At 68.3% G+C, this 14,434-nt stretch carries 13 protein-coding genes and 1 riboswitch; of the genes, 5 read left to right on the top strand and 8 right to left on the bottom strand.

All coding sequences use genetic code 11. The features are described from left to right. From ACFWX1_RS27235 to ACFWX1_RS27250, 4 genes are all read right to left on the bottom strand, one after another. Nucleotides 1–305: DUF6640 family protein (locus ACFWX1_RS27235; RefSeq protein WP_378391950.1), on the bottom strand; the 305-nt coding region annotated here is incomplete at its 3' end. An 82-nt stretch (nucleotides 306–387) separates the two neighbouring features. Next, nucleotides 388–702, bottom strand: a complete 315-nt coding sequence (locus tag ACFWX1_RS27240) for a DMT family transporter (protein ID WP_378391952.1) — start codon at nucleotides 700–702, stop codon at nucleotides 388–390. A 26-nt stretch (nucleotides 703–728) separates the two neighbouring features. Next, a riboswitch (guanidine-III (ykkC-III) riboswitch) is annotated at nucleotides 729–797 on the bottom strand. A gap of 92 nt (nucleotides 798–889) precedes the next feature. Then, a complete protein-coding gene (locus ACFWX1_RS27245) occupies nucleotides 890–1,669 on the bottom strand; it encodes a class I SAM-dependent methyltransferase (protein WP_378391954.1) in 780 nt (259 codons plus the stop codon). Continuing rightward, nucleotides 1,666–2,439, bottom strand: coding sequence for a class I SAM-dependent methyltransferase (locus ACFWX1_RS27250; protein WP_378391956.1), 774 nt, complete (start codon nucleotides 2,437–2,439; stop codon nucleotides 1,666–1,668). Before ACFWX1_RS27250 ends, ACFWX1_RS27245 begins: the two co-directional genes overlap by 4 nt. Nucleotides 2,440–2,533: 94 nt before the next feature. On the opposite strand from ACFWX1_RS27250, the gene lysS reads away from it, so the two are divergent. Beyond that, nucleotides 2,534–4,045: a lysine--tRNA ligase gene (gene lysS, locus ACFWX1_RS27255; protein ID WP_378391958.1), complete on the top strand. Its 1,512-nt coding sequence runs from the start codon at nucleotides 2,534–2,536 to the stop codon at nucleotides 4,043–4,045. Nucleotides 4,046–4,195: 150 nt separating this feature from the next. Then, complete coding sequence (locus ACFWX1_RS27260; protein ID WP_345406481.1) at nucleotides 4,196–4,549, top strand: Lsr2 family protein; 354 nt, start codon at nucleotides 4,196–4,198, stop codon at nucleotides 4,547–4,549. A 50-nt stretch (nucleotides 4,550–4,599) separates the two neighbouring features. On the opposite strand, the gene ACFWX1_RS27265 is transcribed toward ACFWX1_RS27260, so the two are convergent. After that, complete coding sequence (locus ACFWX1_RS27265; RefSeq protein WP_378391960.1) at nucleotides 4,600–5,421, bottom strand: DUF6597 domain-containing transcriptional factor; 822 nt, start codon at nucleotides 5,419–5,421, stop codon at nucleotides 4,600–4,602. Between the two features lie 64 nt (nucleotides 5,422–5,485). Between ACFWX1_RS27265 and ACFWX1_RS27270 the strand changes: the two genes are divergently transcribed. Further along, nucleotides 5,486–6,067 carry a TIGR03086 family metal-binding protein gene (locus ACFWX1_RS27270; protein ID WP_378391962.1) on the top strand — a complete coding sequence of 194 codons (582 nt, stop codon included), beginning with the start codon at nucleotides 5,486–5,488 and terminating at the stop codon, nucleotides 6,065–6,067. A gap of 103 nt (nucleotides 6,068–6,170) precedes the next feature. On the opposite strand, the gene ACFWX1_RS27275 is transcribed toward ACFWX1_RS27270, so the two are convergent. Next, a complete protein-coding gene (locus ACFWX1_RS27275; RefSeq protein WP_378391964.1) occupies nucleotides 6,171–6,995 on the bottom strand; it encodes a (2Fe-2S)-binding protein in 825 nt (274 codons plus the stop codon). A gap of 382 nt (nucleotides 6,996–7,377) precedes the next feature. Between ACFWX1_RS27275 and ACFWX1_RS27280 the strand changes: the two genes are divergently transcribed. Continuing rightward, nucleotides 7,378–9,936 carry an ATP-dependent Clp protease ATP-binding subunit gene (locus ACFWX1_RS27280; protein ID WP_378391966.1) on the top strand — a complete coding sequence of 853 codons (2,559 nt, stop codon included), beginning with the start codon at nucleotides 7,378–7,380 and terminating at the stop codon, nucleotides 9,934–9,936. Between the two features lie 357 nt (nucleotides 9,937–10,293). Next, entirely contained in the window at nucleotides 10,294–12,105 is a 1,812-nt protein-coding gene (locus tag ACFWX1_RS27285) for an Hsp70 family protein (RefSeq protein WP_378391968.1), read from the top strand. 3 nt (nucleotides 12,106–12,108) lie between these two features. On the opposite strand, the gene pcp is transcribed toward ACFWX1_RS27285, so the two are convergent. Together pcp and ACFWX1_RS27295 are read right to left on the bottom strand one after the other, a co-directional pair. Further along, nucleotides 12,109–12,750, bottom strand: coding sequence for a pyroglutamyl-peptidase I (pcp, locus tag ACFWX1_RS27290; RefSeq protein WP_378391970.1), 642 nt, complete (start codon nucleotides 12,748–12,750; stop codon nucleotides 12,109–12,111). Nucleotides 12,751–12,833: 83 nt separating this feature from the next. After that, complete coding sequence (locus ACFWX1_RS27295; RefSeq protein WP_378391972.1) at nucleotides 12,834–14,279, bottom strand: M1 family metallopeptidase; 1,446 nt, start codon at nucleotides 14,277–14,279, stop codon at nucleotides 12,834–12,836. Nucleotides 14,280–14,434 lie beyond the last annotated feature (155 nt).

Here is a 14,434-nt window from a genome sequence, read left to right on the forward strand (position 1 = left end):
GGGCCGGGGTCGGCGCGCGCCCACAGCGGCGTCCCCCCGAACCGGCCCCCCGGGGGGGCAGGGGTGGCCTGGCTCGGGCGCGCCGCGCCCGGCGCCCGCCACAGCTGGTACAGACTTCCCACGCCCAGTGCGAGCCCGAGGCTCATCGTCTGTCCGTTGTGGAATTTGGCGTGGGGCGGCCAGGCCGGGTTGTGCACATGGGTCTCGTTCCAGTCGGCCTTGTAGGGGCCGACGGCGGTCGCCAGTGAGGTGACCGAGATCAGCACCCTGCCGAGGCCGCGGCCGCGCAGACGCGGTACTCGCATGAGGTTTCCCCTTCGTCGATGGGTTCTCCCTCAGTCTCGACGGTCGAGTTAACTGGAGGTCAAGGTCTCTGGCGCAGGAGTTTCAGTGCAGGAGTTTCAGCCCGACGACGCCCGCCACGATCAGCACGAGGCACGAGATGCGGGCGACGCCTGCCGGGTCGCCGAGCGCCACCATGCCGTAGATCGCGGTGCCGATCGCGCCGATGCCGACCCAGACGGCGTACCCGGTGCCGAGCGGGATCTCGCGGAGCGCGTAGGCGAGCCCGCACATGCTGAGTACGAGCGCGACCCCGAACGTGATGCTGGGGACGAGTTTCGAGAAGCCCTTCGAGGCGCCGAGCGCGGCGGCCCAGACGGTCTCGAGAAAACCGGAGAGGACAAGGACAAGCCAGGACATGGTCGGAACCCTTCGCAGTGATGGTCACTGCGTCGTCTTGTCCTGACCGGGTACGACGCTCTCGTCCGGGGCCGTCCCCGAGTGGGGGGCCACTTCCGACGGTAGCACCGGCCCGCCTCGCCGCCCGGTGATTTCCGTCGCCATCCGGCGGCTACGCCGAATGCGTTTCGCACTGCGTTGTGCGCAATCAGCGACGTTCGGCGACGATCAGCACGCGGCGGGTCATCAGATCCAGGTTGCCGCGCTGTTGCTTCAGGTTCGCGACGATCCTGGCGGGATCTCCTCCGCTTTCCCCGGCGAGCGCGTCGACCGCGTCGAGCATCAATTCGTTGATCCGGATCTGCCGTTCCCGCCACGACTCGACCTCGTCGTAGGCGCGGACGTCGAATCCCGCGGCCTCGAGCAGGGGCCGGTGATCCGGCACCTGTGGCGGCATATTCACGGGTTGACCATGGAAATCCCAGGTCGTGAGCACCAGTCGGCCGCCGGGAACGAGGATGCGGGCCAGTTCGGTGAGCGCGGCCGCTTTGCCGGGAGCGAACAACAACGAGTCGACACTCATCACGGCGTTCACGGAGGTGGCGGGCAAGCCCGTTTCGGCGAAGCTGCCGAGGCGGAATTCCGCCCGATCGGACCTGCCCAGTGTCTCGGCCAGCCGTCGCGCCGACTCCAGCGCGGTCTCCGCTATATCGATTCCGATCAGCGAGACATTCCGCTGCGCGGAAACCCACAGCCCAGGGCCGCCGCGGCCGCAGCCGATGTCGGCGATTCTGTCACCCGCCGACACCTGTGCATTCGCTGTGAATCTCCCCAGGTCCGTTTTGGTGACGAAGCTGTACACATCCAGGTCCGCCGGATATTCGTCGCCCAGCACCTCGGCGTGGACCCGCGCCATCACCGCCGACGAGGGCGCGCCGAACACCGCGGTGAACACTTCCGCCCAGTCGGTCCGATCCATCGAGGTCATCGCCGCCTCGCGCGGAAAACGGACGTGATGATCGGCAGGTCGAACTCGCCGTTGGCGGTCTCCGGATTCGACTCGAGGAAAGCTCGAGCCGTGCTCAACGTGGTGTTCGCCTGCTCCGGTGAGGCGACGAGCATATGCGAATGCGTGGCCACGGTTTCCACGAGACTTTCTGCGGTGCGCCGCTGGGAGTGCGGGAAAATCTCCCGTTCGAACGTGTCGAAGGCCGGATGTGTCGGCACATCGCCGGGGTTGTCGAGCCATACCCGGCTGACCCCGGTCCTGGTGAGTTCGCGGAACTCGGCGACCCAAGCCACGGATTCGTCGTCGTGGTTCCACAGGGCCACGACTACTCCACCCGGCCGAATCACGCGCGCCATTTCGGCGAGCGCCGCGTCGGCGTCGAACCAATGAAAGGCCTGGCCGATGACGACCGCGTCGGCCGAACCATCGGCGAGCGGGATGTTTTCCGCGGTCCCGGTCATCGCCGTGACCTCGGGCAACAGCCGGGAGAACTCGGCGAGCATGGCCGGGTCCGGTTCGATCGCGGTGACGCGCACCCCGAGTCCGATCAGGCCGAGACTCACCTTGCCGGTGCCCGCGGCGAGATCGACGACCCGCAGGGGTGCCGGGGCGGCCCCGGAAAGGCCCCAGGACAATGCTTTCCGCGGGTAGCCGGGGCGATGCCGGGCGTATGCGGCCGCGTGCGAGCCGAACGACGCGGCCCGTCTGGCCCGCAGTTCCTGATCGGGATCAGCCATCGGTTCGTTCACCAGCCCAGGTTAAACGACGGAAAACCTTCATGTTCGCTCCGCGAACGGTAATCCGGTTGGCGTAGCCGAACGGTGAGTTCGTAGGCTATGGGGTATGAACACCAATCCCTCTTCCGGCGCCACGCCACCCGAAGACGATCTGCCCGAACAGCTGCGGGTCCGCCGGGACAAGCGTGAGCGCATCCTCGCGGAAGGGATCGACCCTTACCCGGTCGAGGTGCCGCGAACGCACTCGCTGGCCGAGGTGCGTGCCGCGCATTCCGGATTGCCCGCCGACACCGCCACCGGCGAGCTGGTCGGCGTGACCGGCCGGGTCATGTTCATCCGCAATACCGGCAAGCTGTGTTTCGCCAGTCTCCGCGAGGGCGACGGGACCGAATTGCAGGCGATGATCAGCCTCGCGAAGGTCGGTGAGGACGCGCTCGCGGCGTGGAAGTCGGACGTCGATCTCGGCGACCACGTATTCGTGCACGGTGAGGTGATCACTTCCAAGCGTGGCGAGCTTTCCGTGCTCGCCGACGGCTGGCGGCTGACCTCGAAGGCATTGCGCCCGCTCCCGGTCGCGCACAAGGAGCTCGCCGAGGAAACCCGGATCCGGCAGCGCTATGTCGACTTGATCCTGCGGCCGAAGGCACGTGATGTCGTGCGAACCCGCGCCGGCGTACTGCGTTCGCTGCGCGACTCATTCCACCGTCGCGGTTTCACCGAGGTCGAGACGCCGATGCTGCAGACGCTGCACGGCGGGGCGGCGGCACGTCCGTTCGTCACGCATTCGAACGCCTTCGACCTCGATCTGTATCTGCGGATCGCGCCGGAGCTGTACCTCAAGCGCTGCGTCGTGGGCGGTATCGAGAAGGTTTTCGAGATCAACCGAAACTTCCGGAACGAGGGCAGCGACTCCTCGCACTCCCCGGAGTTCGCGATGCTCGAGTACTACGAGGCCTATGCGACATATGACACCAATGCGGTCATGACGCGGCAGTTGATCCAGGAAGCGGCCGAGACGGTGCTGGGTACCCAGGTGGTCACCCTCGCGGACGGTTCGGAGTACGACCTTTCCGGTGAGTGGACGACGCTGGGAATGTACGAGTCGTTGTCGGACGCGCTGGGTGAAGAGGTCACCCCGGAGACGCCTGCCGGCAAGTTGCTGGCGTTCGCCGAGGCCAGGGGCCTGGAGGTCGATCCGAAGCTCGGCCACGGCAAACTGGTGGAGGAACTGTGGGAGCACCTCGTCGGTGATCATCTCCACGCTCCGACATTTGTCCGTGATTTTCCGCTGGAGACCTCTCCGCTGACCAGGCAGCATCGGAGCAGGCCGGGAGTCGCGGAGAAGTGGGACCTCTACATCCGTGGATTCGAACTGGCGACGGGTTACTCCGAGCTGGTCGATCCGGTCGTGGAACGGCAACGCCTCACCGAACAGTCGCAGCTCGCCGCACAGGGTGATAGTGAAGCCATGCGGCTCGACGAGGATTTCCTGCGCGCCCTGGAGTACGGAATGCCGCCGAGCGGCGGCGTCGGAATGGGGATCGACCGGTTGCTCATGGCGCTGACCGGCCTCGGTATCCGGGAGACGATCCTCTTCCCCCTCGTGCGGCCCGAATAACCCGGCCGTGTGACGGATAGCTGACGGTTATCTCAAACGAGATTTGCGTTAGCCCGGATCAGCGGGTATTAATGTGCTAGACAAAGTCTTCTGTTCCGGGGCTCGCCCCGTAACCAGATCGTTTCGAGTAGCAAGCCCAGGAGGAAACAGATGGCACAGAAGGTGCTCGTCTCGCTGGTCGATGACATCGACGGTACCGAGGCGGAGGAGACCGTTGAGTTCGGTTTGGACGGTGTTGCCTACCAGATCGACCTCTCCGCGGAAAACGCCGAGGAGTTGCGGGACGTTCTGGCGCAGTATGTAGAGCACGCCCGTCGCGCCGGTGGCCGTAAGCGCGCCCCGATTCGCCCGGCCGTCGGCGCCAAGGCGTCGGCCCGCCCGGCGACCGTCGACCGCGAGCAGAACCAGGCCATTCGCGCTTGGGCCCGCAAGAACGGCTACGCGGTTTCCGACCGTGGCCGCATCCCGTCCGAGGTGGTCGAGGCCTACCACAAGAAGAACTGACGGCGTAGTTCGCCGCCAAGCCGCCGGGGGAATTCCTCCGGCGGCTTTCTTCATGTCCGGGGTTGTTCACGATCTTCGCGGGCCGCCCTGGCGTACTCGCCGGGCGACAGGCCGGTTACTGTGCGGAAATCGCGGGTGAAGTGGGACTGGTCGCTATAGCCCAGTTGTGCCGCCAGACCGGCGTAATCCGGCCGCTCCGTCCCCGAGATCCGTCGCGCCCCGTCGTTCAGCCGATATACCCGGATGGCCCACTTGGGGGTGCAGCCGATGTGTTCGGCGAACAGTCGTTGCAGGGAACGGACGTCGAGACCGGTGGCCGCGCACAGCTGGCCGACCCGGGTAATTCCCGGATCGGCGGCGATTGTTTCGACCGTCTCGCTGGCGCGGGCGGCCGCCGGGGGAAGAACGGGCGGATTTGCGGTCAGCAGCTTGTCGGCCGCCCCGGCCATTTCGTGATCTCCGTTCACGTTCCTGATCGATTCCGTCGTCGCTTCGGCCGCCGGGCCGAAGACTTCGGCCAGCGGGATCGAGCGGTCCGTGATATTGCGGACCGGCTGACGGAGGAAAGGCCGGAAACATCCCGGCCGGAACCGGACACCGAGACCGTGCACCCTGCCCTCGAGGCGATAGGAGAACACGTCGTGCATCGGTCCGTACACGCCATCGGCGCCGGGGAAGAACACGGCGTGGACCGAGAGATTCGGCAGGACGCGCTGTTCGAACGGCGGCTGCCCGCGAAGATCCCAGCGCAGTATCCAGTAGTACTGCACGAATGGCGTCAGAGCGGGCGCGGGCGGATGCCGGGTGAGCGTGAACTTCGTTCGGGCAACGCGCTCGTTGATGATGCCCCGGGGGATCCGGTGATCGGGCACCGGATCACGATAGCTGTCGCGTTCCTTCTATACCTTTCGCTCTCCGCGGTGGCTGGATGGAGTCATGGCTGACCACTCCGCATTCGTCCCTTCGGCAGCGGCCGAATTCCAGCGTGTCGCCGCTTCGCTCACTCCGGATGACCTCACCGTTCGCACGCCGTGCGAGGCCTTCGACGTGCGAGGTCTGGTCAATCACCTGCTCTACTGGGGTCCGTGGCTGCTGGCCGCCGGGCGCCGGGAGGAACCGCCGGCCGTCACGGGTGGCGAGACCGATGTGGACCTGGTCACCGGTGATTGGGCGGCGGCGCTGGAGAACCAGACGAGCACGTTGGTAGACGTTTTCTCGGCGTCCGCGGCATGGACGGGGATGACGTCGCTGGGGCGCACCGAACTGCCTTCGAGTGTCGTCGGCGAGATGGTGCTCGGCGAGTTCGTGCTGCACGGCTGGGATCTCGCGCGTGCCGCCGGCCGGGATTTCGCCTGTGCGGCGGAGATCGCCGCCGCGGTGCACGCCGGTGCCGTCGCGATGGGCGAGCAGGCGCGGGAAATGAAGGTCTACGGCCCCGAGGTCGCCGTTCCCGAGTCCGCGCCGATGCTCGACCGCGCGCTGGGAGCGACCGGCCGGGACCCGTCGTGGCGCCCCTGAGTGTGTCCCGGCGGGCAGTTCGCGTGCCCGGACGGACATCTCGTGTGTCCGGACGCGTGTCTCGCGTGATTGGGGGCGCATCTCGCGTGACTGGATGGAGAACTCACCGGGAGCAGGTGCGGGGGCACTCCGCGCATTCGGTTTCGTCGGGCAGGAGGTAGGAGAAGCAGCAGCTTTCGCGGCGGCGGGTCCACTCGCGGTGCCCGTCGGGGCCGGTCTCCATGCGCAGGGTCGAGGGCGAGGTCAGCGGCGGGAACCGGGTGTCGAGCACGAGGGCCGCGTCGGCGACGCCCGCGCCTTCGGCCTCGGCGGTGCCGCCTTGCTTGCCCGCCCACCAGAGGGAGTTGTCCAGCGCGTCGGTCGCGGCGGCCCACAGCATCCGGCGGCCGAGCCTGCTGCCCGGCGCGTAGGCGCGGACGAACTTCGCGGCGTGGGCGATGTAGTGCGCCCGCAGCACCGCGGCGAGGGTGCGCTCGTCGGGCACCACCGTCGCCTCCGGCAGCGCGGAGCCGGGGTCGGTCGGCAGGCAGTAGAAGTCGTCGCCCAGCACGGCCATCCCGACCGGATGCGGCCGGTCGTCGCCCAGCTCGAACGCCAGTTCCGCGGGCTTCAACGACGGGACTCTGCGCTCGTGGTGCAGCAGCAGCGCGCCGACGTAGGCGGGCACGTGCAGGTACCACGACATGACGTAGCTCGCGGTCGTGCGCTCGGGGGCTTCGCCGTACTCGGTGAACAGCCAGTCACCGAGCAGCTTCCGCCAGTCCTTGAACCGCTCGGGATCGGCCAGCAGGTCCGAACACCGCAGCCAGCCGTCGGGGACGTCCCGGCGGATCTCGCCCCGTTCCTGCAGCCCTCCGACCCGCAGGAGCGAAGCCGCGAGGCCGTCGCCGACCTCGCGTGCGTCGCGGAAGGACCGCTGATGGTTCACCCGCGGCCCTCCTTGCCGGTGCGGCGACACCCGTACTGATTAGGCGTGCCTAACCTTACATACTTTTCGATGTTGCGCCAATCGGGTAACCAGGAAGTGGGAACTTCCAGGTTGCGCATCTGTTCGCGGTGAGCGGACACGGCCCATCCGGAGGAATCCGGGTGGCCGGACACACGTTGTGCTTGACGTAAAGGTGCAGGGCAACCGGATGATGAGAGATGTCCGTGCGGATAGCCGTACGGGTGCGATCGGGCCGCCAACAGCCGTAGTGGTACGCCAGCGCGACGACTTGGCTACTAGAGTGGTCTCACGGTGCTGAATCCATCGCGGTGCAAGCACGCGATGGAAACGGGCCGCCGGCGCAGCAGTCGAGGGAGTGCACATGTTTGAGAGGTTCACCGACCGCGCGAGGCGGGTGGTTGTCCTGGCCCAGGAAGAGGCCCGGATGCTCAACCACAACTACATCGGCACCGAGCACATCCTCCTGGGTCTGATCCACGAGGGTGAAGGTGTCGCCGCCAAGGCGCTGGAGTCGCTGGGTATCGCCCTCGAGGGCGTGCGCCAGCAGGTCGAGGAGATCATCGGCCAGGGCCAGCAGGCGCCGAGCGGGCACATCCCGTTCACGCCGCGGGCGAAGAAGGTGCTGGAGCTGTCGCTGCGCGAGGCGCTGCAGCTCGGCCACAACTACATCGGCACCGAGCACATCCTGCTCGGCCTGATCCGCGAGGGCGAGGGCGTCGCCGCGCAGGTGCTGGTCAAGCTGGGTGCGGACCTGAACAGGGTGCGTCAGCAGGTGCTGCAGCTGCTCTCGGGCTACCAGGGTGGCAAGGAGTCCGCCGAGACCGGCTCCGGCCGTGGCGAGGGCACGCCGTCCTCGTCGCTGGTGCTGGACCAGTTCGGCCGCAACCTGACCGTCTCCGCCCGCGAGGGCAAGCTGGACCCGGTGATCGGGCGCGGCAAGGAGATCGAGCGGGTCATGCAGGTCCTCTCGCGGCGCACGAAGAACAACCCCGTGCTGATCGGCGAGCCCGGCGTCGGCAAGACCGCCGTCGTCGAGGGCCTGGCGCAGAACATCGTCAAGGGCGAGGTCCCGGAGACGCTCAAGGACAAGCAGCTCTACACCCTCGACCTGGGTTCGCTGGTCGCGGGCTCGCGCTACCGCGGTGACTTCGAAGAGCGGCTGAAGAAGGTCCTCAAGGAGATCAAGACCCGCGGCGACATCATCCTGTTCATCGACGAGCTGCACACGCTGGTCGGGGCGGGCGCCGCGGAGGGCGCGATCGACGCCGCGTCGATCCTGAAGCCGATGCTGGCGCGTGGTGAGCTGCAGACCATCGGCGCGACCACGCTCGAGGAGTACCGCAAGTACATCGAGAAGGACGCCGCGCTGGAGCGCCGGTTCCAGCCGATCCAGGTCGGCGAGCCGTCGCTGGAGCACACCATCGAGATCCTCAAGGGCCTGCGCGACCGGTACGAGGCGCACCACCGCGTCTCGATCACCGACTCGGCGCTGGTGGCCGCGGCGACGCTGGCCGACCGGTACATCAACGACCGGTTCCTGCCGGACAAGGCGATCGACCTGATCGACGAGGCGGGCGCGCGGATGCGCATCCGCCGGATGACCGCGCCGCCGGACCTGCGTGAGTTCGACGAGAAGATCGCCGACGTGCGCCGGGACAAGGAGTCCGCGATCGACGCGCAGGACTTCGAGCGGGCCGCCCGGCTGCGGGACGAGGAGAAGACGCTGCTCGGCCAGAAGGGCGAGCGGGAGAAGCAGTGGAAGGACGGTGACCTGGACGTCGTCGCGGAGGTCGACGACGAGCAGATCGCCGAGGTCCTGGCCAACTGGACAGGCATTCCGGTGTTCAAGCTCACCGAGGAGGAGACCACGCGTCTGCTCCGCATGGAGGACGAGCTGCACAAGCGGATCATCGGCCAGGAGGACGCGGTCAAGGCCGTGTCCCAGGCGATCCGCCGTACCCGCGCCGGCCTGAAGGACCCGAAGCGCCCGTCCGGCTCGTTCATCTTCGCCGGTCCGTCCGGTGTCGGTAAGACCGAGCTGTCCAAGGCGCTGGCGTCGTTCCTGTTCGGCGAGGACGACGCGCTCATCCAGATCGACATGGGTGAGTTCCACGACCGCTACACCGCTTCGCGGCTCTTCGGTGCCCCTCCGGGCTACGTCGGCTACGAAGAGGGTGGCCAGCTGACCGAGAAGGTGCGGCGCAAGCCGTTCTCGGTGGTGCTGTTCGACGAGATCGAGAAGGCGCACCAGGAGATCTACAACACGCTCCTGCAGGTGCTGGAGGACGGCCGCCTGACCGATGGCCAGGGCCGCACGGTCGACTTCAAGAACACGGTGCTGATCTTCACCTCGAACCTGGGTACCTCGGACATCTCGAAGTCCGTGTCGCTCGGCTTCGGTTCCGGTTCGGACTCGACGAACCGGTACGAGAAGATGAAGCAAAAGGTTAACGAGGAAATGAAGAAGCATTTCCGGCCGGAGTTCCTGAACCGGATCGACGACATCATCGTGTTCCACCAGCTGACGCAGGAACAGATCATCGAGATGGTCGACCTGATGATCGGCCGGGTCGAGACCCAGCTCAAGGTCAAGGGCATGGAGCTGGAGCTGACCTCGAAGGCGAAGGCGCTGCTGGCCAAGCGTGGCTTCGACCCCGTGCTCGGTGCCCGGCCGCTGCGCCGGACCATCCAGCGCGAGATCGAGGACCAGCTGTCGGAGAAGATCCTCTTCGGCGAGGTCGAGGCGGGCCAGATCATCCTGGTCGACGTCGAAGGCTGGAGCGGCGACACGGACGAGAAGGACGACAAGGCCCACTTCACCTTCCGGGGTGAGAAGAAGCCGACGTCCGTCCCCGACGCCCCGCCGGTCAGCATCGGCGCGAGCAGCGGTGACGACGCCACCGAGGCCGAGAACGACTGATCCCGGTTCGAGCCTGACGAGAGGGCGGTTCCCCTGGCGGGGAGCCGCCCTTTCGCCTTTTAGCCGCTCGCGTCGCGGCTCGTGAGGCCACCGAGGCGCATGTGCTCGGATTCCAGCGGGCGCAGCTCCGTCGGGCTGCCGCGGGACGAGCGAGACCAGAGTCGCCAAGCAGCGAGTGGTGAGATGTCTCTGAAGGCCCCCATGAGGGCGCTCAGCGCCCCGAATTCGGCCTTCACGTACGTCCGGGTGTGAGGGCGTCGGATTGAGCGGCGTCGCGAACGCGCGACGCCCGGTAGGCCGACGGCGCGCCCCATCCGGCGTGAGACGATGCGCTGGCCGGTCCGGGGAGGGTGAGGCGTGGACGTTCTGTCGATCGATTTCGGCACTTCGAGCACGGTGGGCGTGTTGTCCGCGTTCGGGCGTGGACCCCGTGCCATCGAGATCGACGGGTCGGTCACGATGTCGTCGGCGGTGTACGCGGGCGAGGACGGCCTGCTCGTCGTGGGGCAGGACGCGGAGCGCCGGGCTCGGCTCGAGCCGAGCCGGTTCGAGCCCAATCCGAAGCGCCGTATCGACGAGGGGACGCTGTTGCTCGGCGACGCGGTCGTCGAGGTGACCGACGCGTTCGCGGCGGTGTTGCGCCGGATCGGCGAGGAGGCCGAGCGGCAGCTGAACCGGCCGCCGGATCAGGTGCGCATCTCCCACCCGGCGGGCTGGGGCGCGACGCGGCAGGAGGTGTTGCGGCGCAGCGCGGCCAAGGCCCGGCTGACCGACGTCCGGCTCGTTCCCGAGCCGGTGGCGGCCGCGGCGCACTACGCGGCGCTGGGCGATCAGCCGTCGCGCCGCCTCGGCCCGATCGCGGTGTACGACCTCGGTGCGGGGACCTTCGACTGCTCGGTCGTCGGGATCACCGAACACGGGTTCGCGGTCCTCGCCGAGGATGGGCTGCCCGATCTCGGCAGCCTCGACATCGACCAGGCGCTTCTTGTCCACATCGGACGGTCGGTGTCGCACGCCGATCCCGCGCAGTGGCAGCGGCTGCTGCGCCCGCACACGACGGCCGACCGCAGGCTGCGCCGTGCGCTGCTGCAGGATGTCCGTGACGCCAAGGAAAGCCTGTCGCGGCACCCGCGGACCGAGGTGCCGATGCCGGAGCCGTTCGGGGACGTCCTGGTGACCAGGGACGAACTCGAGGCGCTGGTCCGGCCGAGCCTGTTGCGCAGCGCCGAACTGCTGGCCACGACCGTCCGGCGGGCCGGGCTGACGCCCGATCGGCTCGGCGGGATCTACCTCGTCGGCGGGCCGAGCCGGATGCCGTTGCTGGCCGGACTGCTCGCCCAGCAACTCGGCGTCGTGCCGACGACACAGGACCAGCCGGAGACGGCCGTCGCGTTCGGCCTGCACCACGTGCCGCTCGGCGGCGCCGACCCGAATCTCACCGTGCCCGCCTTCGCGCCGGTCCGGCCGCCGGTGGCACCGCCTCCGGCGCGGCAACCCTGGCCCGGCCCGCCGCCCGTGCCGCAGCGTCCCGGCCCGCCGCCTTCGCCAGGGCCGATGGGGCAGGCGTGGCGGGCTCCGCGGCCGGAACCCCGGCATTCGGCGAAGAAGCCGTTGCTCATCGGTGCCGCCGTGCTGGTGGTGATCGCGGTCGTCGTGACCACCGTGCTCCTGGTGAGCAAGAGCGACACACCCGCGGCGGCACCTGCCGAGAACTGCGCCGCCGCGACCACCTTCGACCAGGCCGGGTTCACGCCGTGCCTGCGGGCGCTGGCGGGCACCGTGCCCGACCGGACCCAGTGCTCCGGCAACCCGGCGGCGGCCAAGACGCTGAACGCCGTCGCGGCGGTCGACTGCACCGTGCGGGCCGACCTTTCGGGCAAGGTCAACCGGGTCACGACGATCAGTTACTACCAGGGGATCGACACCGCCGCGGTCGCCGCGCGGGCGAACCTGGACCTGAACTCGGCCAAGAACGTCAACGGGACCTGGACCGGCGGCGGCCAGCGTGGCAGCTACGTTGCCGGCGCGACCGGCGGCGACGCGGGATTCGTGCTGTTCCAGGTCGACGGGAAACCGGCGGTCGGCGTCGTCGTGCTGCTCGACCGGGCCGGCAAACCGACCGCCGCGAGCATGGCCGGCTACTTCACCGAACAGGTCAAACCGGCCTGAGCGTCAATGCAGGGCACCCGCGGGGACGGCGAGGTCCTCGGTCACCGCCAGCGCGGTGTCGACGAGTGCCGCGAGCGCCCCGGCCGTGCGCGACACGTCGAGACTCGGGGCGCCGGTTCCCGCGGCGGCGACCTGCTCCGGGCTGTAGGGCACGTGCACGAACCCGCCGCGCGTCCCGGGAAAGTCCGTGGCCAGCAGGTGCATGAGGCCGTAGAAGACCTGGTTGCACACGTACGTCCCGGCCGTGTGCGAGACCGAGGCTGGCACGCCCGCGTCCCGGATCGCCGCGACGCAGGCCTTGACGGGCAGTGTGCTGAAGTACGCCGCCGGGCCGTCGGCGATCACGGGGACGTCCACCGGCTGCGTGCCCGCGTTGTCCGGGATCCGCGCGTCGACGAGGTTGATGGCGACGCGCTCCGGTGTGACGTCCGGGCGGCCGCCCGCCTGGCCGGTGCACACCACGAGTGCCGGGCCGTGCTGCTCGATTGCCTTGCGCAGTGCGGGAAGCGAGGCGTCGAACTCGCACGGCAGCTCGACCGCGACGACGTCGTCACGGCCTGCCGCGAGCGCGGACACCGCCTGCCACGACGGGTTCACCGCCTCGCCGCCGAACGGCGCGAACCCCGTCACCAGCACCTTCACCACGTTCCTGCCTCCTCATGCCGTTAAGGCCACCTTACGGGCGTGTGTCGCCCGTAAGGTGGCCTTGACGGCATTGCGGACCGCGATCAGGCGGCGGGCTTCAGGTCACCCGGGTAGAGGTACTGATCCGCGGGCTTGCCGTTCCCGTAGATCCACGCGTCGAAGAAGCCTTGCAGGTTCTGGTGCGCGAACCGCTCGGTGAAGCGCTGGAACTCCTGCATGCTCGCGTTCCCGTCGCGGTGTGCCGAGGGCCAGCTCTTCAGCACCCGGTCGAAGGCCTGCTGGCCGATGGTGTTCCGCAGCGCGTGCAGCATGAGCGGGCCCTTCGAGTACACGTAGGTGAACTCGTTGCCCGGCCCCATGTCGTACAGCTTGCCCGCCCAGAACGCCGGCGTCGCGCCCTTCACCGTGTTCAGGTAACGCGTCTTGAGGTCCTGGCCGTCCTTGGCCTCGGACCACAGCCACTGCGCGTACGAGGCGAAGCATTCGTTGAGGCAGACGTCCTTCCAGTGCTTCACCGCGACCGAGTCGCCGTACCACTGGTGGGCGTTCTCGTGCACGATCGTCTGGACGTTGCCCGCCCGCCCCGAGTAGATCGGCCTGCTCAGCGTCTCCAGCGAGAACCCGATCGGTTCGGCGAGGAAGATCCCGCCCGCCGCGTCCACCGGGTACGGCCCGAACTTCGACTCCAGGAAGTCGAGGATCTCCGGGAGCTTGGCCTCGGCCTGCTTGGTGGAATCCGGTGTGCCCGGCGCGTACGAGCTGACGATCGGCGTTCCGTCGGCACGCTTCGAGCGTTCGAAGGTCCATTTGTCGATCGCGACCGTCGTCATGTACGGCACGACGGGGGTTTCCTCCGCCCAGACGTGCGTGGTGCCCTGCGGCGTCTTGTGGGTTCCGCGCTCGCGGCCGTTCGAGATCACGCCCCATTCGTCGGGCACGGTGATCGCCAGGTGGAAGGTGGCCTTGTCCAGCGGGGTGTCGTTGACCGGGTACCAGGTCGACGCCGACTTCGGCTCGCCGGCGGCGAACGCGCCGCCCGATTTGCCGAACTGCCAGCCGTTGGGCCCCAGTTTCGGATCGTTGATCGCGGCCGGGACGCCGTGGTAGGCGATCTTGACGCCGAACGGCTGGCCGCGGTGAAGCGCTTTCGCCGGCGTGATCACGAGCTCGTGCTCCCCGGTGCGCGCGAACTTCGCCGCGCGGCCGTTGACCTCGACCGAGTCGACGGTGAGGCCCTGCAGGTCCAGGTTGAACGAGCTGAGCGACTGCGTCGCCCGCGCCGAGATGTCCTGGACGCCGGTGAGCTGACGCGTCGGCGGGTCGTAGCTGACCTTGAGGTTGTAGTCGGCGACGTCGTAGCCGCCGTTGCCGTCCTGTGGGTAGTAGCTGTCCCCCGCTCCGTCGCTGCCCGGCGTCGGCTGCCCCCAGCCGTCCTCGCCCGCGGCCGCGACCCCACTGCTCAGGCTGATCCCGGCAAGCACGGCCGCCACGGCCACGACCGGTTTGCGCCAGTGGTGCTGACCCCTCATTGAAGCTCCCGTCGGTCTACATGGACACGAAGTCGCTGCAACGTATCTTCCGGCGCGCATGATTTCACTGTTGGCGGCCCGGTTTGTCCGGAAAATTCACACCTACGTCGGGGCATTCGGACACCCTTCCGGGACGTCCGGGCATGGCGGCCCCC

Source organism: Amycolatopsis sp. NPDC059021, assembly GCF_042739895.1.
GTDB lineage: Bacteria > Actinomycetota > Actinomycetes > Mycobacteriales > Pseudonocardiaceae > Amycolatopsis.

Excerpts from the sequence above, each read along its gene's own strand:
- ACFWX1_RS27280 (WP_378391966.1), top strand. The coding sequence starts at position 7,378 with ATGTTTGAGAGGTTCACCGACCGCGCGAGGCGGGTGGTTGTCCTGGCC.
- ACFWX1_RS27295 (WP_378391972.1), bottom strand. The coding sequence starts at position 14,279 with ATGAGGGGTCAGCACCACTGGCGCAAACCGGTCGTGGCCGTGGCGGCC.
- ACFWX1_RS27270 (WP_378391962.1), top strand. The coding sequence starts at position 5,486 with ATGGCTGACCACTCCGCATTCGTCCCTTCGGCAGCGGCCGAATTCCAG.
- ACFWX1_RS27245 (WP_378391954.1), bottom strand. The coding sequence starts at position 1,669 with ATGACCTCGATGGATCGGACCGACTGGGCGGAAGTGTTCACCGCGGTG.
- ACFWX1_RS27260 (WP_345406481.1), top strand. The coding sequence starts at position 4,196 with ATGGCACAGAAGGTGCTCGTCTCGCTGGTCGATGACATCGACGGTACC.
- lysS (WP_378391958.1), top strand. The coding sequence starts at position 2,534 with ATGAACACCAATCCCTCTTCCGGCGCCACGCCACCCGAAGACGATCTG.
- ACFWX1_RS27240 (WP_378391952.1), bottom strand. The coding sequence starts at position 702 with ATGTCCTGGCTTGTCCTTGTCCTCTCCGGTTTTCTCGAGACCGTCTGG.